The sequence below is a fragment of the Streptococcus sp. HMSC34B10 genome (assembly GCF_001839505.1).
Lineage (GTDB): Bacteria > Bacillota > Bacilli > Lactobacillales > Streptococcaceae > Streptococcus > Streptococcus peroris.
Map to the genome: position 1 here is coordinate 68,937 of NZ_KV841541.1, position 21,152 is coordinate 90,088.

A 21,152-nucleotide genomic window follows, 5' to 3' on the forward strand; every position below is an offset into this window, starting at 1 on the left:
TCTATCATTATACTGGTTTTCCATAGAAAATTCAAATAAGATAGAGGAATAACAAGGATATAAATTAAAAAATGCTTTTTTAAAAAAAGAAAACATGATAGAATGAGAGTGGAATATTTTTTTAGAGAGAATTTTTCATGAATTACAAACTAATTCTAGATAAAGTGATTCGAGTAGGATTGCTAGTGATACCGTTTCTTATATTTTACATATATAGACTGATGAAGGGGTTTGATTATCCTGTAATCGATGATATTATGATTAATCAAACGATATTATCAGGTGAAAATATGTTGCTCCCTTATATAGGGATTTTATTATCATCTACACTAGTCTTTTTTCAGCAGTTGTTTACAACGTTGAATATTTATTTTATTTTTTTATCTATAGGTTTTTGTTTAAGTTTTAGCGTTTATTTAGAATTTTTTTTCAGAAAGAAATTTTATTTTGTACTCCCTTTGCTAGTTTTACTTCAAATGGTTTTAATGAAGTACTTCTCGTTTTCAGTAATTGCTTACTTGTTATCGACAGCAGCTATGCTTTTATTATTTGATAGAAAATATGTAACGGGAGTGCTCTTGTCTTTGATAGGGTTGTCGATTAGACCGCAAATTATAACCAGTTTATTATTGCTTTTACTCCCCTTCTTAGTTTTTGAAGTAATCAAAGGGAAAAAGAAAAAAGAATTATTCTTGTTATTTTCTGTAATTTTGCTTATTTTTGCTTCCAATAAAGTTTATACCTTAATGAGACCAGATGTTCAAGAATACCTAACTTGGAATACTCTGAGTACTAATTTGAGAGATTTCCCTGCGATTGATTATGAGAAGCATGCCAAGGAATTTCAGCAATTAGGAGTCAGTGAAAACGACTTATCTGCTTCAACCTACTGGTTGTTTGCTGAAAAAGCAGCTTTAAACAATGAGTTATTAACGAAAATTCAATCCGTACGTTCTTTCTCTGAAAAGTACTCCTTTAATGTACTTCAGATGGTGTCGGATTATTTCCAAAATATCATTTTGACAACTTTTCTTTTTGTTATGATTGGCTGGTTTCTGTTCTTCAAACCCAAGAAATTCTATGGATGGCTACTTCCTCTTGTTCCATTTGCATTGATAGGTGCTCTGTTTGTTAGGCAAAGAGTAGTAGAACGTGTCTATATCCCAATAATCATTAGCTATTTAATCTTTTTTGTCTATCAGGCGCCCTTGTTTTATACTAAGAGAAGACTGTTAGAAAAAAGAGGAATTTTTTATAGCCTCCAACTAGTAGGAATAGTGGCAAGTATGGTCTGGGTGAATAGTGTAGCAGGAGAACTCTATTGGTTTCCAGATATTCAATCATCTATGGTTTCAGAATATCATGATGTTGTGGAAAATTATTCTGATAAGTTAATTGTTTTTGGTGGATATGGAACACTTGTAAATTCTCAACCAAGTTTGGCAACTCTTAGATTTAAGCCGAATCAGTTGATTGAAAATACGACAACTTTAGGAAATTGGCAGACTTTTTCTCCACATTACTATGACTTGATGAAAAGGTATCAAGCGGTAGAACCTAGTAACCTTTTGACATCTGCTCTAGATAGGGATGATATCCTATTTTTTTGGTCACCTGCTTCAGGAAATATGGATAGTGTTAAAAAAATTATGAGTGAACATTATCATAAACATGTTCATTTTGTAGAAATTGAGAAGATAACTTCTGATATGAGCGTTTTTAAATTAGAACAGGACTAAGGAAAGTAAGATGAAAAAACGTATTGGATACATTGATATGACAAAGGGGCTAGCGATTATACTTGTTATTATAGGGCATAGCAGTTTTGTGCCTCTTCGTGCAAAAATACTTCTCTATGTTTTTCATATCCCCTTATTTTTCTTCTTGTCAGGTTTTACTTTAAATGTCACTAAATATAAAACATTTAAGGAATATTTTCTTAGCAAGGTGAAAAGTTTGGTCGTTCCCTTTTTTTGCCTGAATATTTTTGTTTTTCTCTTTCAACTCTTTGTCATGTATCCTGAACAAGTGTTTAGTTTTAATCTTATTCATTTTACTAAACAATTGTTATTGTCAGATCGGTTGCATGTTTATTTTCAGTTATGGTTTCTAAATGTCATGTTTTTAGCACATGTTTTTAGTTACTTTATTCTCAGAAGAAAATGGTCTATTGGTCTATGGCTATTGATTCTTGTATCACTCTTGCTTCTAGTCTTTTTAGGACAAAAAATCTATACTTGGAATTTTTATCTAATCTGGAATCTTGATTTGGTCCCTGTAGCCGTTGTCTTCACTCTTCTAGGTGTTGGAGTAAGGAAATATTTACCTCAGCTGGAAAAGTTTTTTGCAATATACTATCTGCCAGTTGCCTTCTTTCTAACTATATTTGTGGGCAGATTGAACTATCATTTGAGTGGAAAACAGATTGTTGATCTTTACTATCAACAGATAGGAAACCATCTCTTGTTTTACATTGCTGCAATTTCAGGTATATGGTCCACCTTCATATTCTTTAAGTCAATTCCTGAAATGACTCTCTTGAAATCAATCGGTCAAAGAACCTTGATTTACTATGGTGTCCATGCCCCAATTGTTTTAGTATTGGTAGAAAAATTAGTTTTACAACTGTCTACAAGATATACTGGTATTTTTGTGAATGGCTACGTTACAACAAGTGTTGTAACAATATTGACTTTGGTAGGGTGTGAATTGATTGTCAGAGTATTTAGAGGGACTAATTTTCCTTTTGGATTTAAAAGGTTAGGTGACAAAAATGAGTAGAAATAATCCAATTTTATATATCGTGATTCCATGTTATAACGAAGAGCAAGTGTTGCCTCATACCAATCCGATGTTTGTTGGGAAAATTGAGGAATTAGTAAAAAATCAAGAGGTTCATCCAAATAGTAAGGTCATGTATGTGAATGACGGCAGTAAGGATAAAACTTGGGAACTAATCCAAGCATATGCTTCATCGAATCCATATGTTGTAGGTATTTCTCAAAGTCGGAACCGTGGTCATCAAAGTAGTGTTTTGGCTGGGATGTACGAAGCTGCAGAATTTGCGGATATCGTGATTACCATTGACGCAGATGGTCAAGATGATATCAACTGCATGGATCAAATGGTTTCTGAATATAAGTCAGGTTCAGAGATTGTTTACGGGGTTCGAGACAATCGTGATACTGATTCAGCATTTAAGAGAATCACAGCTGAAGGATTCTATAATGTGATGCATTTATTTGGAGCAGATGTCGTTTTTAATCATGCGGACTATCGTTTAGTCTCTAAACGGTTTATTCATGAGCTTGCTAAGTTCAAAGAAGTAAACTTATTCCTTCGTGGAATTATGCCTCTTGTAGGATTTAAGTATTCCTACGTGACTTATAAACGTCATGAACGAATTGCAGGAGAAAGTCACTATCCACTCTCTAAAATGCTTGGTTTAGCAATGGATGGGATTACTAGTCTGTCTATTAAGCCCATTCGCTTGATTACTAGCTTGGGAGTTATGACTTCACTTTTTAGTTTTTTGTTGATCATCTGGGTTTTGTGGAGCAAATTTGCTGGTAATGTGGTAGCTGGATGGGCCAGTACCTACGCCATTGTAAGCTTACTTGGCGGAGTTCAGCTAATTAGTCTCGGTGTAATCGGGGAATATATTGGAAAAATCTATCTAGAAACGAAGCAACGTCCAAGATACATTATTAGTGATCGTACTTATGATGGGAATGTTGACTAACTCCACCCCAGCACTTGAAAACTTTTGAAATTCTGATATAATAGAACTACTCAAGGGAGTAGCTGGCGGTTAACCGCGATAGTGTCGTCATTACGAATTATTTCCGGCACTATATTAAACAGCGAGACTTGTTTTTTTAAAAAACAGGTCTCTTTTTTTGTAAGAAAGAGACCAAAAAGGAGGAGACTATTTTGTCTAAAGAACAAAATAAAGACTTGTTTTATACGCAAACTACAGAGGATGTCTTAAAGAAATTGGATTCATCTGTAGAAGGCTTGTCGAGTGTACAAGCTCAAGAACGCTTGGCGACTTATGGACATAATGAACTGGATGAAGGTGAAAAACGTAGTATCCTGTCTAAGTTTATTGACCAGTTTAAAGATTTGATGATTATCATCTTGCTTGCGGCAGCCGCACTTTCTGTAATTACAGAAGGGATGGATGGTTTAACAGATGCCATTATTATCTTGGCCGTTGTTGTCTTGAATGCTGCCTTCGGAGTTTACCAAGAAGGTCAGGCAGAAGCAGCCATTGAAGCTTTGAAAAATATGTCTAGCCCGATGGCTCGTGTTCGTCGTGATGGTCATGTGATTGAAATTGACTCAAAAGAATTGGTACCTGGAGACATCGTCTTGCTTGAAGCGGGAGATGTCGTGCCTGCAGATATGCGCTTGTTTGAAGCAGCTTCTCTTAAAATCGAAGAAGCAGCTCTTACAGGGGAGTCTGTCCCAGTTGAAAAAGATGTGACAGGACTTGTTGAAGCTGATGCTGGTATCGGGGATCGTGTTAACATGGGTTACCAAAACTCAAACGTAACTTACGGTCGTGGTATCGGTGTCGTAACCAATACTGGTATGTACACAGAAGTTGGTAAGATTGCCGATATGTTAGCCAACGCAGACGAAACAGAAACACCATTGAAGCAAAGCTTGGAACAATTATCTAAAGCCTTGACTTATTTGATTGTTGTGATTGCGATTATCACTTTCCTGGTTGGTGTCTTCATTCGTGGGGAACATCCATTGGAAGGATTGATGGTAGCAGTTGCCCTTGCGGTTGCTGCAATTCCAGAAGGTCTCCCTGCCATTGTTACCATCGTTCTATCTTTGGGAACTACAACTCTTGCTAAACGTAATTCGATTGTTCGTAAATTGCCAGCGGTTGAAACTCTTGGTTCAACAGAAATCATCGCATCTGATAAAACAGGTACTTTGACCATGAACCAAATGACGGTTGAAAAAGTTTATACCAACGGTCAATTGCAAAGCTCGGCATCTGAGATTGCTGCTAGCAACAATACCCTTCGTATCATGAACTTTGCCAATGATACCAAGGTGGATACATCTGGCAAATTGATTGGTGATCCAACGGAGACAGCTCTTGTACAGTTTGGTTTGGACCACAACTTTGATGTTCGTGAAGTCTTGGAAGATGAGCCACGTGTAGCTGAATTGCCATTTGACTCAGACCGTAAACTCATGTCTACCATTCATAAGGAAGCAGACGGTTCTTACTTTATCGCTGTCAAGGGTGCGCCTGATCAATTGCTCAAGCGTGTGACGCGTATTGAAGTCAATGGGCAAGTTCGCCCTATCACGGATGAAGATAAGAAAGCTATCCTTGCTACCAACAAAGATTTGGCCAAACAAGCCCTTCGTGTCTTGATGATGGCTTATAAGACAAGCCATGAAATTCCAACCTTGGAATCTGAAATTGTTGAGTCTGACCTTATCTTCTCTGGTTTGGTCGGTATGATTGACCCTGAGCGTCCAGAAGCTGCAGAAGCTGTTCGTGTCGCTAAAGAAGCAGGTATCCGTCCAATCATGATTACGGGTGACCACCAAGATACAGCAGAAGCTATTGCTAAACGTCTTAGTATTATCGATCCAAATGACACAGAAAACCATGTCTTTACGGGTGCTGAGTTGAATGAACTAACGGATGAAGAATTCCAAAAAGTCTTTAAGCAATACTCAGTTTATGCGCGTGTATCACCTGAACACAAGGTTCGGATTGTCAAAGCATGGCAAAATGAAGGTAAAGTTGTTGCCATGACAGGAGACGGGGTTAATGACGCACCATCACTTAAGACAGCGGATATTGGTATCGGTATGGGGATTACAGGTACAGAAGTTTCTAAGGGTGCTTCTGATATGGTCCTTGCTGATGATAACTTTGCAACCATTATCGTAGCGGTAGAAGAAGGACGTAAGGTCTTCTCCAATATCCAAAAATCCATTCAATATCTCTTGTCTGCCAATATGGCTGAAGTCTTCACCATCTTCTTTGCAACCCTCTTTGGTTGGGATGTATTGCAACCAGTGCACCTTCTCTGGATCAACTTGGTAACTGATACGCTTCCAGCCATCGCCCTTGGAGTTGAGCCAGCTGAACCAGGTGTCATGACCCACAAACCTCGTGGACGTAAATCTAACTTCTTTGATGGTGGTGTCTTCGGTGCCATTATGTATCAAGGAGTCTTCCAAACTTTACTCGTTCTTGGTGTTTATGGTTGGGCCTTGTTATGGCCAGAACATGCTACACGTGCGGAAATCCATGCGGATGCACTGACTATGGCCTTTGCGACTCTTGGTTTGATCCAATTGCTCCATGCCTTTAACGTCAAGTCGGTTTACCAATCCATCTTTAAAGTGGGTCTCTTCAAGAACAAAACCTTTAACTGGTCCATTCCACTTGCCTTCGTTCTTTTAATGGCAACGATTGTTGTTCCTGGATTTAATAAACTCTTCCATGTCTCTCATTTGAGTTTGACACAATGGTTAGCTGTTTTAACAGGATCCTTCTTGATTGTTGTCCTTGTCGAGATTGTGAAAGCTATTCAGCGCGCACTTGGAAAAGATAAAAATGCCATTTAGGCATAAAAAAGTCATCTTCGGATGGCTTTTTTGCTTTTATATATGGTAAACAGAGATAGATTTTATGCTATAATCAAGTTGAGAAAAAGATGGAGGAAAGAGTCTTGAAAAAGAAAATTGTAACAGATATTTTATTTCTATCGCAAGTATCCCGACCTGCTAGTCAGGAGGATTTACCTCTAGCAAAGGACTTACAGGATACCCTACAGGCCAATAAAGAGACCTGTGTCGGCCTAGCAGCTAATATGATTGGGGTGCAAAAGCGCGTGATTATCTTTAATCTTGGAATGATTCCCGTGGTTATGTTTAATCCAGTTCTCAAATCTTTTGAAAATCCATATGAGACGGAAGAGGGTTGTTTGTCTCTGACAGGTATGAGACAAACAAGGAGATATGAGAAAATTACCGTATCCTATAGAGATATTCATTGGCAAGAACAGACCATTACCTTGACAGGATTTCCGGCTCAGATTTGTCAGCATGAACTCGATCATTTGGAGGGGATTATCATTTAGGCTTAAATCCTTGGTAGTCCTAAAAAAATATGCTACACTAACACTATGAAAATTCTAATCCCAACTGCAAAAGAAATGAACACTGAAATCTCTAGTTTAGAAGCAAAACCCTTGCGTCCTGAAAGTCAGGCTATTCTGGAGGAGTTAGCAACATACTCTGTCCAAGAGCTGGAGAGTTTTTACAAGATATCATCTGAAAAAGCGCAAGAGGAGTATGAACGCATCCAGGCCTTGAAAAATGGGACTGCAAAATCATATCCAGCCTTGCAACTCTTTGATGGGCTCATGTATCGTAACATCAAACGAGAAAAACTAAGCAAGGCAGAGCAGGCCTATCTAGAGGAACATCTCCTAATTACGACTGCTTTTTATGGAGTAATTCCAGCCTTTGAACCGATTGCTCCTCACCGACTGGATTTTTTAATGAAGTTGAAGGTGGATGGTAAAAGTTTGAAGACACATTGGCAAACGGCATACAGTGAAGCTTTGGAAGGTGAGAATCTCATTTTTTCACTGTTATCCTCAGAGTTTGAGACTGTATTTCCAAAAGAAATCCGTGAAAAAATGGTGACCTTCAAGTTTATGGAAGAAAGAGATGGAAAACTAAAAATCCACTCTACCATTTCAAAGAAAGCTAGAGGGGCCTTCTTAACAGCTTTGATGGAACATCAAGTGACCTCAGTTGAAGAAATTAAAAATCTTAGCTTTTCGGGATTTAACTATCAGAGGGATTTGTCTACCCAAAATGAGTATATTTTTGTCAAATAAGAAAGGCGAAAGCTTGCGATGATACTACTAATCGTAAGCTTTTTTGTTTGCGAAGTCTTTTCGGTTGGAGTGGTAGGAATTTTCACAAAATTCTGGTATAATGTTTTTATTATAAAATTTCAAGGAGACACAGATGTCAGTTAAGATTGCATTACTTGGATTTGGTACAGTTGCGAGTGGTGTTCCTTTCCTTCTCAAGGAAAATGGAGAAAAAATAACCCAATCAGGTCGTTCAGAGATTGAAGTAGCAAAGGTTTTAGTTAAAGACGAGGAAGAAAAAAATCGTTTATTTGCTGCTGGAAATGATTTTCATTTTGTAACAAATATTGACGAAATCTTGTCAGACAAAGATATTACAATTGTTGTTGAATTAATGGGGCGTATCGAGCCAGCGAAAACCTTCATGACACGTGCTTTAGAGGCAGGAAAACATGTCGTTACTGCCAATAAGGATCTTTTAGCGATGCATGGAACTGAATTGTTAGAGATTGCTAAGAAAAATCACGTTGCTCTTTATTATGAGGCGGCAGTTGCCGGAGGAATTCCAATCCTTCGTACATTAGCGAATTCCCTAGCTTCTGATAAAATTACGCGTGTCCTTGGTGTTGTCAACGGTACTTCCAACTTTATGATGACCAAAATGGTAGAAGAAGGCTGGTCTTACGAAGATGCGCTTGCTGAAGCTCAACGTCTTGGATTTGCTGAAAGTAACCCAACCAATGACGTTGACGGGATTGATGCGGCTTATAAGATGGTCATTTTGAGCCAGTTCGCTTTTGGGATGAATGTCAAGTTTGAAGATGTTAGTCATCAAGGAATTCGCAATATCACTCCAGAAGATGTAGCAGTTGCCCAAGACCTTGGTTATGTAGTCAAACTGGTTGGCTCAATCGAAGAAACACCTTCTGGAATCGCTGCCGAGGTTACTCCAACCTTCCTTCCGAAAGCTCATCCACTTGCAAGTGTTAACGGTGTTATGAATGCGGTCTTTGTGGAATCCATCGGTATCGGTGAGTCTATGTACTATGGACCAGGTGCAGGTCAAAAACCAACTGCAACAAGCGTTGTAGCTGATATTATCCGTATCGTTCGTCGTTTGAATGACGGTACCATTGGAAAAGACTTTAATGAATACAGCCGTCCAGTAGTTTTGGCTCAGCCAGAAGATGTCAAAGCCAACTATTATTTCTCAATTTTGGCTCCTGATTCTAAAGGCCAAATCTTGAAATTGGCTGAGATTTTTAATGCAGAAGATATTTCCTTCAAACAAATCCTACAAGATGGGAAACAAGAAGGCAAGGCTCGTGTCGTTATCATCACTCATAAAATCAACAAGGCACAGCTTGAAAATATTACAGCAGCTTTGAAGGCCTTGGCTGAGTTTGAACTTCTCAATACCTTCAAGGTTTTAGGAGACTAAGATGAAGATTATTGTACCTGCTACAAGTGCCAATGTGGGTCCAGGGTTTGACTCTGTTGGTGTAGCTGTAACTAAGTATCTAGAAATTCAGGTTTGTGAAGAACGTGAAGAATGGATGATTGAACATCAACTAGGCAAATGGATTCCACGTGACGAGCGTAATCTATTACTGAAGATTGCTCTACAAATCGTTCCAGACCTTCAACCAAGACGTTTGAAAATGGTCAGTGATATTCCACTTGCACGTGGACTAGGTTCATCTAGCTCTGTCATCGTTGCAGGGATTGAACTGGCAAATCAACTTGGAAACTTGAAATTGAGCAAGCATGAAAAATTGCAATTAGCGACTAAGATTGAAGGGCATCCTGATAATGTTGCGCCTGCTATCTATGGAAATCTCGTGATTGCTAGCTCAGTCGAAGGTCAGGTTTCTGCTGTTGTGGCACCTTTCCCAGAGTGTGCCTTCCTAGCCTACATTCCAAACTATGAATTGCGTACTCGAGATAGCCGTGGTGTCTTGCCCAAGAAACTTTCTTATAAGGAAGCTGTTGCAGCAAGTTCTATCGCCAACGTAGCCATTGCAGCCCTATTGACAGGAGATATGGTCAAAGCTGGTCAAGCTATTGAGAGTGACCTCTTCCACGAGCGTTACCGTCAAGAACTGGTACGAGAATTTGCGACGATCAAGAAAGTTGCCAAGAGAAATGGCGCTTATGCGACTTACTTGTCCGGTGCTGGTCCAACTGTCATGGTATTGGCTGAGCCTGACAAGATGCCTAAGATTAAGGCAGAACTTGAAAAACAACCGTTGAAAGGCAAACTTCATGACTTGCAAGTAGATACACAAGGCGTTCGCGTCGAAGAAAAATAAAGATAGCGATAGGATGGGGAAACTCTTTAAGAGGGCTTCCTATCCTTTTTTTGAAAATGAAATAAGGAAAGTTAACTCTTTCCAAAATTTAGAGACCATTCTTGGTCAAGGAGGATTTGAAATGGCAGAAATATATTTAGCAGGTGGCTGCTTTTGGGGCTTAGAAGAATACTTTTCACGTATTTCTGGAGTACTTGAAACGACTGTTGGTTATGCCAATGGTCAGGTAGAAACTACCAATTATCAATTAATCAAAGAAACAGATCATGCAGAGACTGTGCAAGTTATCTATGATGAAAAGATAGTGTCGCTCCGTGAGATCTTGCTCTATTATTTCCGAGTCATTGATCCACTGTCTATCAATCAACAAGGAAATGACCGTGGTCGTCAATACCGCACAGGGATTTATTATCAAGACGAAGAGGATTTGCCAACTATCTATGCAGTCGTTCAAGAGCAGGAGCGTATGCTTGGACGCAAGATAGCAGTAGAAGTGGAGAAACTCCGTCACTACATCTTGGCTGAGGACTATCACCAAGACTACCTCAAGAAAAATCCTGGTGGCTATTGCCACATCGATGTGAGGGATGCAGAGAAACCACTGATAGACGCTGCTAACTACGAAAAACCGAGTCAGGCAGTTTTACGAGAAAATTTGTCAGAAGAATCCTACCGAGTTACCCAAGAGGCAGCGACGGAAGCTCCTTTTAGCAATGCCTACGACCAAACTTTTGAGGAAGGAATTTATGTCGATATCACGACTGGTGAGCCCCTCTTCTTTGCCAAGGATAAATTTGCCTCAGGCTGTGGTTGGCCAAGCTTTAGTCGTCCTATTTCCAAGGAACTCATTCATTACTACCAGGACTTGAGTCATGGTATGGAGCGAATCGAAGTCCGGTCACGTTCAGGCAATGCCCACTTGGGGCACGTCTTTACAGACGGACCTCAGGAACTGGGTGGATTGCGTTATTGTATCAATTCTGCTTCTTTACGATTCATTGCTAAGGATGAAATGGAAGAGGCTGGCTATGGCTACCTACTTCCATATTTGAACAAATAAAAAAGATGGTGGTTTTTCCACCTTCTTCATTTTGAAAATAGAAGGGACGTATGAAACAATTACTTTCTTACTTTAAACCCTACATTAAGGAGTCTTTCCTAGCGCCCTTGTTCAAGTTGCTAGAAGCCGTTTTTGAACTCTTGGTTCCCATGGTGATAGCAGGGATTGTTGACCAATCTATCCCTCACAAAAATCAGGGTCATCTGTGGCTGCAAATGGGGCTCCTCTTTTTGTTTGCAGTTATTGGTGTTTTGGTAGCTTTAGTGGCTCAGTTTTACTCAGCCAAGGCAGCAGTAGGATTTGCTAAGGAGTTGACCAATGACCTCTATCGTCATATTCTTTCCTTGCCCAAGGATAGTAGAGACCGTTTGACGACCTCGAGTTTGGTGACGCGTTTGACTTCAGATACCTATCAGATTCAGACAGGGATCAATCAATTTTTACGCCTATTTTTAAGGGCCCCTATTATTGTTTTTGGTGCCATTTTTATGGCTTATCGTCTCTCGCCTGAATTGACCTTCTGGTTTTTGGTCATGGTTGCCATTTTGTCCTTTGTCATTGTCGTGTTATCACGCTTGGTCAATCCTCTCTATAGTATTTTGAGAAAGAAAACAGACCAGCTGGTTCAGGAAACACGCCAACAGATACAAGGGATGCGTGTAATTCGTGCCTTTGGCCAAGAAAAACGAGAAATCGAGAACTTCCAAGTACTTAATCAAGTCTATACGGCTATCCAAATGAAAACAGGCTACTGGTCCAGTCTCTTGACACCCTTGACCTATTTGATCGTCAACGGAACTTTGCTGGTGATCATCTGGAATGGCTATATTTCTATCCAGGGAGGCTGGCTCAGTCAAGGTGCCTTGATTGCCTTAATCAACTATCTCCTGCAAATCTTGGTAGAGTTGATAAAACTAGCCATGCTCATTAATTCACTCAACCAGTCTTATATTTCTGCCAAGCGAATTGAAGAAGTCTTTGCAGAAAAGCCTGAAGATATACTGGCAGAAATTGCTCAAAAAGAAACTTCCTCGAACCAGTCCTTACGAGTTGAACACTTGAGCTTTACCTATCCAGATGCTGCTCAACCATCCTTGCGAAATCTTTCTTTTGCTATGCAACAAGGAAAAATTCTTGGAATCATCGGGGGGACTGGTTCTGGTAAGTCAAGTTTGGTACAGGTCCTACTTGGCCTTTATCCGGCAGATAAGGGAAGCATTTCCCTTTATCGAGATGGACGTAGTCCTCGCAATCTTTCTGAATGGCGATCTTGGATGGCCTATGTTCCTCAAAAGGTTGAACTCTTTAAGGGAACCATTCGTTCTAACTTGACTCTGGGTATGGAAGAAACAGTCTCCAACCAAGAACTATGGCAGGCCTTAGAAATTGCCCAGGCCAAGGATTTTATTAGTGACAAGGAAGGTCAGCTGGACGCAGAGGTTCAAGCAGGTGGTCGTAATTTCTCAGGTGGGCAAAAGCAACGTTTGTCTATCGCCCGAGCAGTTTTACGACAAGCTCCTTTTCTCATCCTCGATGATGCGACGTCAGCCCTTGATACCATCACTGAGTCCAATCTTCTCAAAGCTGTTCAAGATAACCTACCAAACACCAGTTTGATCTTGATTTCCCAACGAACTTCAACCTTGAAGATTGCTGATCAAATTCTCCTTTTAGAGAAAGGGGAGCAATTAGCACTTGGAAATCATGAGGAATTGATGAAGACTAGCCAAATCTATCGTGAAATCAATGTATCCCAACATGGAAAGGAGGACTAGAATGAAAGGCAAACATGCAAGCCAAGCCTTCAAACAATTAGCAAAAGATTTAGCTGGCCATCCCGTCCTTCTTTTCCTAGCTTTCTTGGGAACCATTGCTCAGGTAGCCCTATCAATCTATCTGCCAATCTTGATTGGGCAGGTGATTGACCAAGTCTTAGTGACGGACTCATCTCAGGTATTCTGGCAGATTTTCCTCCAGATGATTTTGGTGGTCATCGGAAATACGCTGGTACAGTGGGTCAATCCCCTCCTATATAATCGACTGATTTTCTCCTACACCAAAGATTTGCGCGAAAAAATCATTGAAAAGCTCCATCGTCTTCCGATTGCCCTTGTAGATAGACAAGGTAGTGGGGAAATGGTCAGCCGTGTAACGACAGATATCGAACAGTTGGCAGCGGGATTGAATATGATTTTCAACCAATTTTTCATCGGAGTTTTGATGATTTTGGTCAGCATTCTTGCTATGCTCCAAATCCATCTATTGATGACTCTCTTGGTTCTGCTCTTAACCCCTCTATCTATGGTCATTTCACGCTTTATCGCAAAGAGATCCTACCATCTCTTTCAAAAGCAGACAGAGACTAGGGGAATTCAGACTCAGTTGATAGAAGAATCGCTCACCCAGCAAAACATTATCCAGTCCTTCAATGCTCAGGAAGAATTTATCGAGAGACTTCATGAGGCAAATGACAATTACGCAGGTTATTCTCAGTCGGCTATCTTTTATTCATCGACAGTCAATCCTTCCACCCGTTTTGTCAATGCCCTCATTTATGCCCTACTAGCAGGTGTTGGAGCTTTACGCATCATGGCGGGTTCCACTTTGACGGTTGGTCGTTTAGTGACCTTTTTGAACTATGCGCAGCAGTACACTAAGCCTTTTAACGATATTTCATCAGTCTTAGCCGAGTTGCAAAGTGCCTTAGCTTGTGCAGAACGTGTCTATACTGTTTTAGAAAGTCCTGAGATTACAGAAACAGGTTTTAAAGAATTGAACAGTGACCAAGTCAAGGGAGCTATTTCCTTTAAGCAAGTTTCTTTTGGTTACAATCCTGAAAAGATCTTGATTAAGGATCTGTCTATTGATATTCCAGCTGGTAGTAAGGTTGCTATCGTTGGCCCAACGGGTGCTGGGAAGTCTACCCTTATCAATCTCCTAATGCGTTTTTACCCGATTAACTCAGGAGCTATTTTGCTAGACGGTCGCTCGATTTATGATTATACCCGAGCATCATTGAGACAGCAGTTTGGGATGGTGCTCCAAGAAACTTGGCTCAAGCAGGAAACCATTCATGACAATATTGCTTTTGGCCATCCTCAAGCAAGTCGAGACCAGGTCATTGTCGCAGCCAAGGCAGCAAATGCGGATTTCTTTATCCAACAATTGCCACAGGGTTATGATACCAAGCTTGAAAATGCAGGGGAATCTTTGTCTGTTGGTCAAGCTCAGCTTTTGACCATTGCCCGCGTCTTTCTAGCCATTCCTAAGATTCTCATCTTAGACGAAGCAACTTCATCCATCGATACCCGGACAGAGGTGCTGGTTCAGGACGCCTTTGCCAAACTCATGAAGGGACGGACAAGCTTTATCATTGCCCACCGTTTATCGACCATTCAAGATGCTGATTTGATTCTTGTCTTGGTGGATGGAGATATTGTCGAGCACGGCAATCATCAGGAACTCATGACGAGAAAAGGCAAATACTATCAAATGCAGCAAGCAGCAGCTTTTAGCCCAGAATAAATGGGAAAGCCGTTATAATGCTAATGAACAAACAAGAAAAGTTGCCTTCGGGTGACTTTTTTGTTACAATAGCTAGAAAAATTATCCAGTATGAATACTTATATAGAAAAGGAGCCTAGGGATGAAAGTCTTTCAGCATGTGAATATCGTGACTTGTGACCAAGATTTCCCTGTCTATCTAGATGGGATTTTAGCTATTAAAGAAACCCAAATCGTCTATGTCGGTCAGGAAAATCAAGAGATTCTTAAACAAGCAGATCAAATCATAGACTATCAGGGGGCTTGGATCATGCCTGGATTGGTTAACTGCCATACTCACTCTGCCATGACAGGCTTGAGAGGCATTCGTGATGATAGCAATCTCCACGAATGGCTAGAGGACTATATCTGGCCAGCAGAAGCAGAATTCACACCAGAGATGACTACAAAGGCCGTCAAAGAGGCGCTAACAGAGATGCTCCAGTCAGGGACAACAACATTTAATGATATGTACAATCCTAATGGAGTGGATATAGCTGAGATTTATGAGGTGGTTAAGGCATCCAAGATGCGTTGCTATTTTTCTCCAACCCTCTTTTCTTCAGACGTGGAGACGACGGCTGAAACTATAGCAAGAACGCGAGCTGTCATCGAGACAATCAAAGGTTATCAAGACCCAAATTTCAAGGTGATGGTGGCTCCTCACTCGCCCTACAGTTGTAGTCGAGATTTGCTGGAGGCAAGTCTTGAGCTAGCAAAAGAAGAAAACATTTCCCTTCATATCCACGTGGCAGAAACACAGGAAGAGTCAGGCATTATCCTGAAACGCTATGGCAAACGCCCATTAGCATTTCTAGATGATCTTGGCTATTTAGATCATCAGGCTGTATTTGCCCATGGTGTGGAGTTAAATGAAGCAGAAATAGAACGCTTGGCAGATTCGCAAGTCGCTATCGCCCACAATCCTATCAGCAACCTCAAACTAGCCTCAGGGATTGCACCAGTTGTCCAACTTCAGAAAGCAGGAGTACCAGTTGGTATCGCAACGGACTCAGTTGCTTCTAATAATAACCTTGATATGTTTGAGGAAGGACGCACAGCAGCCCTTTTACAGAAAATGAAAAGTGGCGATGCCAGTCAATTTCCAATCGAAACCGCCCTCAAGGCACTGACAATCGAGGGTGCTAAGGTGTTAGGAATGGAAGATGAGATTGGTAGTCTAGAAGTTGGCAAGCAAGCAGATTTTCTCGTTATCCAGCCCCAAGGAAAAATCCATCTCCAACCTCAAGAAAACATGCTATCTCACCTCGTTTATGCTGTCAAATCCAGTGATGTTGACGACGTCTACATCGCTGGTGAACAAGTCGTGAAAGACGGTCAAGTGCTGACAGTTAACTTGTAAAATTAAGTATAAATTTACGAAATCTCATGAGAAAATTCTTGTGAGATTTTCTAGTTTTTAGGTGAAATTATGGGCCTTACTTCTTGCCTAAATATTTTGATAATAAAATAAAAAAAACACCGATTAGATAAATAAGAAAAATTATGGTATAATAAAACGATACAATTAAAGGAGTATGTATGGACATTTCAGAAATCCGTCAAAAAATTGACGCAAATCGTGAAAAATTAGCTTCTTTCAGGGGGTCTCTTTGACCTCGAAGGTTTAGAGGAAGAGATTGCCATTTTGGAAAACAAAATGACAGAACCTGATTTTTGGAACGATAATATTGCGGCCCAAAAAACATCGCAAGAATTAAACGAACTAAAACATACCTATAATACCTTCCACAAGATGGATGAGTTGCAGGATGAAGTTGAGATTTTACTGGACTTTTTGGCGGAGGACGAATCCGTTAAGGATGAGTTGGTTGAAAAACTCGATGAGTTAGCTCAGATGATGACCAGCTACGAAATGACCCTTCTCTTGTCAGAACCTTATGATCACAATAATGCTATCCTTGAAATCCATCCAGGTTCAGGGGGAACAGAGGCTCAAGACTGGGGCGATATGCTCCTTCGTATGTATACTCGCTATGGAAATGCCAAAGGCTTCAAGGTTGAGGTCTTGGACTACCAAGCAGGTGATGAGGCAGGAATCAAGTCAGTAACCTTGTCTTTTGAAGGACCAAATGCTTATGGTCTTCTCAAGTCTGAGATGGGAGTTCACCGTTTGGTTCGTATCTCACCATTTGACTCTGCTAAACGTCGCCACACCTCATTTACTTCTGTAGAAGTCATGCCAGAGTTGGATGATACCATCGAAGTTGACATCCGTGAGGATGACATCAAGATGGATACCTTCCGTTCAGGAGGAGCAGGTGGACAAAACGTCAACAAGGTTTCAACAGGTGTCCGCTTGACTCACATTCCGACAGGTATCGTCGTAGCATCAACTGTTGACCGTACCCAGTATGGGAACCGTGACCGTGCTATGAAGATGCTTCAGGCAAAACTCTACCAGATGGAGCAGGAAAAGAAAGCTGCTGAGGTAGACTCGCTCAAGGGTGAGAAAAAGGAAATTACATGGGGAAGCCAAATCCGCTCCTATGTATTTACGCCTTATACAATGGTAAAAGACCATCGTACAAACTTTGAAGTAGCGCAGGTCGATAAAGTTATGGATGGAGACCTAGATGGTTTTATCGATGCTTATCTGAAATGGCGTATTAGTTAAAAGAAAGGAAGTCACATGTCAATCATTGAAATGAGAGATGTTGTCAAAAAATACGACAACGGGACAACAGCCCTACGTGGCATCACTGTAAATATCGATGCAGGAGAATTCGCCTACATTGTAGGACCTTCAGGTGCTGGTAAATCAACTTTTATCCGTGCCTTGTATCGTGAGGTCAAAATCGACAAAGGAAGTTTGCAAGTCGCAGGTTATAACCTGGTTAAGATTAAAAAGAAAGATATTCCGTTCTTGCGTAGAAATGTCGGAGTAGTCTTTCAGGATTACAAACTTTTGCCAAAGAAAACCGTTTATGAGAACATTGCATACGCAATGGAGGTTGTCGGCGAAAGCCGTCGTAACATCAAAAAACGTGTTATGGAAGTCTTGGACCTTGTCGGTTTGAAGCACAAGGTTCGTTCATTCCCAAATGAGCTTTCAGGTGGTGAGCAACAACGTATCGCCATTGCGCGTGCTATCGTAAACAATCCTAAAGTATTGATTGCCGACGAACCAACAGGGAACTTGGACCCAGATAACTCATGGGAAATCATGAACCTCTTGGAACGTATCAATCTCCAAGGGACAACTGTTTTGATGGCGACCCACAACAGCCAAATCGTAAATACCTTGCGCCACCGCGTTATTGCCATCGAAAATGGTCGCGTGGTACGTGATGAAGCGAAAGGAGAGTACGGATACGATGATTAGTAGATTTTTCCGCCATCTGTTCGAAGCTTTAAAAAGTTTAAAGCGTAATGGATGGATGACCATTGCTGCTATCAGTTCAGTAATGATTACCTTGACCTTGGTTGCTATTTTTGCGTCAGTTATTTTCAATACTGCAAAATTGGCAACTGATATCGAAAACAACGTCCGCGTCATGGTTTATGTTCGTAAAGACGTTGAAGACAATAGTGAAACCATTGTAAAAGAAGGCCAAACCGTCACGAACAATGACTACCACAAGGTCTACGATGCCCTAAAAGCTTTGCCAGCTGTAAAAAATGTAACCTTCTCAAGTAAAGAAGAGCAGTACCAAAAGCTGACTGAAACTATGGGTGACGAGTGGAAGGTGTTTGAAGGAGATGCAAACCCTCTTCATGATGCCTACATCGTAGATACCAATTCACCAAGTGATGTAAAACCTGTAGCTGAAGAAGCTAAGAAAATCGAAGGTGTCTCTGAAGTTCAAGACGGTGGTGCCAATACCGAACGTCTCTTCAAGTTGGCTTCCTTCATCCGTGTATGGGGATTGGTCATCGCAGGACTCTTGATCTTTATCGCAGTCTTCTTGATTTCAAATACCATCCGTATTACTATCATTTCACGTAGCCGTGAAATCCAAATCATGCGTTTGGTTGGTGCCAAGAACGGTTATATCCGTGGCCCATTCTTGCTAGAAGGTGCCTTTATCGGATTGTTGGGAGCAGCTCTTCCATCAGCATTGGTTTACTTTATCTATAACCGAGTGTTCCAATCTGTCAACCCATCCTTGGTTGGTCAAAACTTATCTTTGATTACACCGGATCTCTTTATTCCATTGATGATTGCTCTCTTGTTCGTCATCGGAATCTGTATCGGTTCACTTGGTTCAGGAATCTCAATGCGTCGATTCTTGAAAATTTAAATCAAATATCTTGATAAAACATATAAAAGTGGGATGTCATCAAGACTTTATAGTGCTTGATGCCCCGCTTTTTCTTTTGGTCTCATTACTTAGTCACTTGCCAATTTTTGGGAAACAGTGTATGATAGGAAAGGACCTTTTTTACTAACATGAATCATGAATGAGGACAAGATGAAACAATTTTTAGAAAAAGTGAGTATACTCTCTCTGTCGTTAGTATTAATCACATCGTTTTCAATTTCGAGTGCCCTGCCAGCTATGTTTGACTATTATCAGGGCTACTCAAAAGGCCAGGTCGAGCTCTTGGTCAGCCTTCCATCCTTTGGAATTATGGCTATGCTTTTATTGAATGGAGTTTTAGAGCGGATTTTTCCAGAACGTCTCCAACTGACTCTAGGACTTTTAGTTTTGTCAATTAGTGGAACAGCCCCCTTCTGGTATCAGGGTTATTACTTTGTCTTTGCGACACGTCTTCTCTTTGGACTTGGAGTTGGAATGCTGAACGCCAAGGCAATCTCTATCATCAGTGAGCGTTATCAAGGCAAGACTCGTATTCAAATGCTTGGTTTTCGTGGCTCAGCTGAGGTAGTAGGTGCTTCTATCTTGACGCTGGCGGTGGGGCAACTTTTGGCTTTTGGTTGGACCGCTACTTTCTTAGCCTATGCAGCAGGTTTAGTGGTTCTTGCACTCTTCCTTCTCTTTGTACCCTATGGTAAAGCTGAAATATTCGCTTCAAAGCAAAAGACAGAAGAAACAGTGAGTTTGACTCGTTCTATGCTACAGCTAATTTTCTTCCTAGCCATTGGGGCTGCAGTCATTGTATGTACCAATACAGCCATTACATTCCGAATTCCTAGTCTCATGATTGAGGCAGGTTTCGGAGATGCTCAGTTGTCTAGTCTAGTATTAAGTGCCATGCAGTTGATCGGGATTTTAGCGGGAATTAGCTTTTCTTTCCTCATATCTGCCTTCAAGGAAAAATTGTTATTGGTTGCAGGAGTCACCTTTGGAATTGGGCAAATCATTATTGCCATAGCACCATCACTCTGGGTGGTTGTTGCAGGATCTATCCTGGGAGGATTTGCCTACAGCATTGCTCTGACGACAGTCTTTCAGTTGATATCTGAGAAAATTCCAGCTAAACTCCTCAACAAAGCAACTTCCTATGCTGTTTTGGGCTGTAGTTTTGGTGCATCTTTAACGCCATTCATTCTTTCAGGGATTAGCTTTGTGACTTTAGATGGTCGCATGACATTTATCATTCTAGGAGCATGGATGATTGCCACATCAGTCCTTGTTTCCTTTTTATTGAAAAAAGAAGTCTAACAAAGAAAAACTCAAGGATTCTCCTTGAGTTTTTTGTGTATTAGCCAACCATTTGCCAAAAGAAATCGATGATATAGGTCAAGCCATAGGTGTAAACGACCAGGGTAAAGGGTTTGGTCAGGATGATAATGGTCATATACCGCTTGAAGCTCATTTTAGTCAGAGCGGCTAGCATGCAGAGAAAGTCAGCTGGACTAACTGGCCAAATCATCATAAAGATAAAGAATCGGTCAAAGCGATTGTCCTTATCCAACCAGCCAATGTACTTATCATAGGTCCGCTTGCTGACGACAGACTGAACAAAGGGGGCTCCGTAGAGACGCACCAAGTAAAAGATAATGGCGCAACCAATAACAATGCCAATATAGTTGTAAATCGTCCCCACGATATGCCCGTAGATAAAGACACCGGCAACGGATGTCAGAGCACCAGGAATGATAGGAACAACTGTCTGCAAAATCTGTAGAAAGATAAAGAGCGGTGGCCCCCAGAAACCAGCCTGTTGGATAAAAGCAGATAGGGTTTCCTTGGAGTGCAAAATTCCAGCCTGATAGGCCCAGATACAGAATATCACCGTACCAACTCCACCGATGATGGAGGAAATATTGATTGCTTGCTGTAGAAGGGGAGAAACAGCTTTCATTTCTTTATCGTGTGACATGTAAACTCCTCTTGTGTAGTATGATTCTACTATACCATATTTTAGGGAGAAAGACTATATGGGATACTTCGTGTGACTTTGCCTCAAGTATGGTAAAATGGGAAT

17 protein-coding genes are annotated in these 21,152 nt (G+C 40.7%); 16 read left to right on the forward strand and 1 reads right to left on the reverse strand.

Features of this window, described 5'->3' with window-relative positions:
* Positions 1–221: 221 nt before the first annotated feature.
* The 16 genes from HMPREF3237_RS00380 (at position 222) to HMPREF3237_RS00455 (ending at position 20,386) form a co-directional block, all read left to right on the forward strand.
* Complete coding sequence (locus HMPREF3237_RS00380; protein ID WP_257364328.1) at positions 222–1,739, forward strand: thioredoxin domain-containing protein; 1,518 nt, start codon at positions 222–224, stop codon at positions 1,737–1,739.
* A 10-nt stretch (positions 1,740–1,749) separates the two neighbouring features.
* The gene (locus HMPREF3237_RS00385; protein ID WP_070888444.1) at positions 1,750–2,781 is read left to right on the forward strand and encodes an acyltransferase family protein; all 1,032 of its coding nucleotides are present in this window, start codon (positions 1,750–1,752) and stop codon (positions 2,779–2,781) included.
* Complete coding sequence (locus HMPREF3237_RS00390) at positions 2,774–3,742, forward strand: glycosyltransferase family 2 protein (protein ID WP_070888445.1); 969 nt, start codon at positions 2,774–2,776, stop codon at positions 3,740–3,742. Before HMPREF3237_RS00385 ends, HMPREF3237_RS00390 begins: the two co-directional genes overlap by 8 nt.
* 191 nt (positions 3,743–3,933) lie before the next feature.
* The gene (locus HMPREF3237_RS00395; protein ID WP_070888446.1) at positions 3,934–6,618 is read left to right on the forward strand and encodes a cation-translocating P-type ATPase; all 2,685 of its coding nucleotides are present in this window, start codon (positions 3,934–3,936) and stop codon (positions 6,616–6,618) included.
* Positions 6,619–6,722: 104 nt separating this feature from the next.
* Complete coding sequence (locus HMPREF3237_RS00400; RefSeq protein WP_070888498.1) at positions 6,723–7,133, forward strand: peptide deformylase; 411 nt, start codon at positions 6,723–6,725, stop codon at positions 7,131–7,133.
* Between the two features lie 45 nt (positions 7,134–7,178).
* Positions 7,179–7,901 (forward strand): peroxide stress protein YaaA, encoded by a 723-nt coding sequence (gene yaaA / locus HMPREF3237_RS00405; protein WP_070888447.1) that lies wholly within the window; start codon positions 7,179–7,181, stop codon positions 7,899–7,901.
* Between the two features lie 133 nt (positions 7,902–8,034).
* The gene (locus HMPREF3237_RS00410; protein WP_070888448.1) at positions 8,035–9,321 is read left to right on the forward strand and encodes a homoserine dehydrogenase; all 1,287 of its coding nucleotides are present in this window, start codon (positions 8,035–8,037) and stop codon (positions 9,319–9,321) included.
* A gap of 1 nt (position 9,322) precedes the next feature.
* Positions 9,323–10,192 (forward strand): homoserine kinase, encoded by an 870-nt coding sequence (gene thrB, locus HMPREF3237_RS00415; RefSeq protein WP_070888449.1) that lies wholly within the window; start codon positions 9,323–9,325, stop codon positions 10,190–10,192.
* Between the two features lie 121 nt (positions 10,193–10,313).
* The gene (gene msrB, locus HMPREF3237_RS00420) at positions 10,314–11,252 is read left to right on the forward strand and encodes a peptide-methionine (R)-S-oxide reductase MsrB (protein ID WP_070888499.1); all 939 of its coding nucleotides are present in this window, start codon (positions 10,314–10,316) and stop codon (positions 11,250–11,252) included.
* Positions 11,253–11,302: 50 nt separating this feature from the next.
* Positions 11,303–13,027, forward strand: a complete 1,725-nt coding sequence (locus HMPREF3237_RS00425) for an ABC transporter ATP-binding protein (protein WP_070888450.1) — start codon at positions 11,303–11,305, stop codon at positions 13,025–13,027.
* A 1-nt stretch (position 13,028) separates the two neighbouring features.
* Complete coding sequence (locus tag HMPREF3237_RS00430; RefSeq protein WP_070888451.1) at positions 13,029–14,777, forward strand: ABC transporter ATP-binding protein; 1,749 nt, start codon at positions 13,029–13,031, stop codon at positions 14,775–14,777.
* Between the two features lie 121 nt (positions 14,778–14,898).
* Positions 14,899–16,158 (forward strand): TRZ/ATZ family protein, encoded by a 1,260-nt coding sequence (locus tag HMPREF3237_RS00435; protein WP_070888452.1) that lies wholly within the window; start codon positions 14,899–14,901, stop codon positions 16,156–16,158.
* Positions 16,159–16,337: 179 nt separating this feature from the next.
* A protein-coding gene (gene prfB / locus HMPREF3237_RS00440; RefSeq protein WP_142350548.1) for a peptide chain release factor 2 occupies positions 16,338–17,433 on the forward strand; the annotation gives its coding sequence in 2 pieces (ribosomal slippage) (positions 16,338–16,409 and positions 16,411–17,433; 1,095 coding nt in all).
* Positions 17,434–17,448: 15 nt separating this feature from the next.
* Entirely contained in the window at positions 17,449–18,141 is a 693-nt protein-coding gene (gene ftsE, locus HMPREF3237_RS00445) for a cell division ATP-binding protein FtsE (protein WP_004251332.1), read from the forward strand.
* Positions 18,134–19,060, forward strand: coding sequence for a permease-like cell division protein FtsX (ftsX, locus tag HMPREF3237_RS00450; protein ID WP_070888454.1), 927 nt, complete (start codon positions 18,134–18,136; stop codon positions 19,058–19,060). The genes ftsE and ftsX overlap by 8 nt, the downstream gene beginning before the upstream one ends.
* A gap of 171 nt (positions 19,061–19,231) precedes the next feature.
* The gene (locus tag HMPREF3237_RS00455) at positions 19,232–20,386 is read left to right on the forward strand and encodes an MFS transporter (RefSeq protein WP_070888500.1); all 1,155 of its coding nucleotides are present in this window, start codon (positions 19,232–19,234) and stop codon (positions 20,384–20,386) included.
* A gap of 40 nt (positions 20,387–20,426) precedes the next feature.
* Here the strand turns inward: HMPREF3237_RS00455 and HMPREF3237_RS00460 are convergent, their stop codons facing one another.
* A complete protein-coding gene (locus HMPREF3237_RS00460; RefSeq protein ID WP_006145943.1) occupies positions 20,427–21,047 on the reverse strand; it encodes a TVP38/TMEM64 family protein in 621 nt (206 codons plus the stop codon).
* Positions 21,048–21,152 lie beyond the last annotated feature (105 nt).

Bases quoted from the DNA above. Each gene is read 5' to 3' on its own strand.
- msrB (WP_070888499.1), top strand. From the start codon at position 10,314: ATGGCAGAAATATATTTAGCAGGTGGCTGCTTTTGGGGCTTAGAAGAA.
- thrB (WP_070888449.1), top strand. From the start codon at position 9,323: ATGAAGATTATTGTACCTGCTACAAGTGCCAATGTGGGTCCAGGGTTT.
- ftsX (WP_070888454.1), top strand. From the start codon at position 18,134: ATGATTAGTAGATTTTTCCGCCATCTGTTCGAAGCTTTAAAAAGTTTA.
- HMPREF3237_RS00390 (WP_070888445.1), top strand. From the start codon at position 2,774: ATGAGTAGAAATAATCCAATTTTATATATCGTGATTCCATGTTATAAC.
- HMPREF3237_RS00410 (WP_070888448.1), top strand. From the start codon at position 8,035: ATGTCAGTTAAGATTGCATTACTTGGATTTGGTACAGTTGCGAGTGGT.
- HMPREF3237_RS00435 (WP_070888452.1), top strand. From the start codon at position 14,899: ATGAAAGTCTTTCAGCATGTGAATATCGTGACTTGTGACCAAGATTTC.
- HMPREF3237_RS00460 (WP_006145943.1), bottom strand. From the start codon at position 21,047: ATGTCACACGATAAAGAAATGAAAGCTGTTTCTCCCCTTCTACAGCAA.
- HMPREF3237_RS00430 (WP_070888451.1), top strand. From the start codon at position 13,029: ATGAAAGGCAAACATGCAAGCCAAGCCTTCAAACAATTAGCAAAAGAT.
- yaaA (WP_070888447.1), top strand. From the start codon at position 7,179: ATGAAAATTCTAATCCCAACTGCAAAAGAAATGAACACTGAAATCTCT.
- ftsE (WP_004251332.1), top strand. From the start codon at position 17,449: ATGTCAATCATTGAAATGAGAGATGTTGTCAAAAAATACGACAACGGG.
- HMPREF3237_RS00380 (WP_257364328.1), top strand. From the start codon at position 222: ATGAAGGGGTTTGATTATCCTGTAATCGATGATATTATGATTAATCAA.
- HMPREF3237_RS00425 (WP_070888450.1), top strand. From the start codon at position 11,303: ATGAAACAATTACTTTCTTACTTTAAACCCTACATTAAGGAGTCTTTC.
- HMPREF3237_RS00455 (WP_070888500.1), top strand. From the start codon at position 19,232: ATGAAACAATTTTTAGAAAAAGTGAGTATACTCTCTCTGTCGTTAGTA.
- HMPREF3237_RS00385 (WP_070888444.1), top strand. From the start codon at position 1,750: ATGAAAAAACGTATTGGATACATTGATATGACAAAGGGGCTAGCGATT.